This window comes from Campylobacter sp. LR291e, from assembly GCF_008633915.1.
Taxonomy (GTDB): Bacteria; Campylobacterota; Campylobacteria; order Campylobacterales; family Campylobacteraceae; genus Campylobacter_D.
This window is the reverse complement of record NZ_VJNV01000017.1, coordinates 1-479: the sequence shown is the minus strand read 5'-3', so window position 1 is coordinate 479 and position 479 is coordinate 1. Positions and strand designations below refer to the sequence as shown.

The 479-nt window shown below is 29.4% G+C and carries 1 protein-coding gene; it reads right to left on the bottom strand.

Translation table 11 applies throughout. The features are described from left to right. A partial coding sequence (locus tag FMM58_RS03645) for a restriction endonuclease subunit S (RefSeq protein WP_190317937.1) occupies window positions 1-479 on the bottom strand: 479 nt, incomplete at both ends.

Here is a 479-nt window from a genome sequence, read left to right as displayed (position 1 = left end):
CTCTTTAATTCCTCTTTAATTCTGTCAAATTCGCTCGCTAAGCTTATGAGCTCGTCCAAAACCTCGACTATTTTTTCTTGTTCTTTTAGGGGTGGGAGGGGGATAGGAGTATTATTGAAACTCGCAGAATCTATTGTAGGCAATGCTGTACCTTTTGTAAATTTACCTAAATCTATTGATAACATAAAATAATAAAGATAATTTAAGCCTATTAAGAAATAAGGCGTTAAAACGGACGTATTTAAATCAACTATAGAATCCATAGTTAAAATTCTTTTTTTGTTTGTAAAAACAGCACCACCATTTTTTGGAAAAATAATAGAACCACTTTTATATACTTTTAATTTTTGATTTTTCGAAAAAAGTGTTGTTTTAAGCATATATGTTTGATTTTCAGGCAAGTTCATATCAGAAACTTTAAAATATGGTACACCAATTTGTGAATTTAATTCATTGTTTTTTGGCGTATAACCACTTTG